This window comes from Vibrio sp. 10N.222.49.A3 (assembly GCF_041475145.1).
GTDB lineage: Bacteria > Pseudomonadota > Gammaproteobacteria > Enterobacterales > Vibrionaceae > Vibrio > Vibrio tasmaniensis_A.
This window is the reverse complement of sequence record NZ_JBFRVM010000146.1, coordinates 1-281: the sequence shown is the minus strand read 5'-3', so window position 1 is coordinate 281 and position 281 is coordinate 1. Positions and strand designations below refer to the sequence as shown.

Genomic DNA, 281 nt, shown 5'->3' with positions numbered 1-281 from the left:
TCCAAATTGTTAAAGAGCTTGATTCAAACTAATGAACCATTTTTAAATATTTTCAAAGAAAAACACTTAAAGATGGTGGAGCTATGCGGGATCGAACCGCAGACCTCCTGCGTGCAAGGCAGGCGCTCTCCCAGCTGAGCTATAGCCCCATCTTTGTTTCTAATCGATATTGGTGGGTCTGAGTGGACTCGAACCACCGACCTCCCGCTTATCAGGCGAGCGCTCTAACCAGCTGAGCTACAGACCCAATATCGTCTCTTTTACTTTCTAAACCTAATCAA

2 tRNA genes are annotated in these 281 nt (G+C 45.2%); both read right to left on the bottom strand.

Going from position 1 to position 281, the window contains the following annotated elements:
- Positions 1 to 73: 73 nt before the first annotated feature.
- Positions 74 to 149 (bottom strand) — tRNA-Ala (locus AB4589_RS20545).
- A gap of 21 nt (positions 150 to 170) precedes the next feature.
- Positions 171 to 247, bottom strand: a tRNA-Ile gene (locus AB4589_RS20540).
- Positions 248 to 281: the final 34 nt, after the last annotated feature.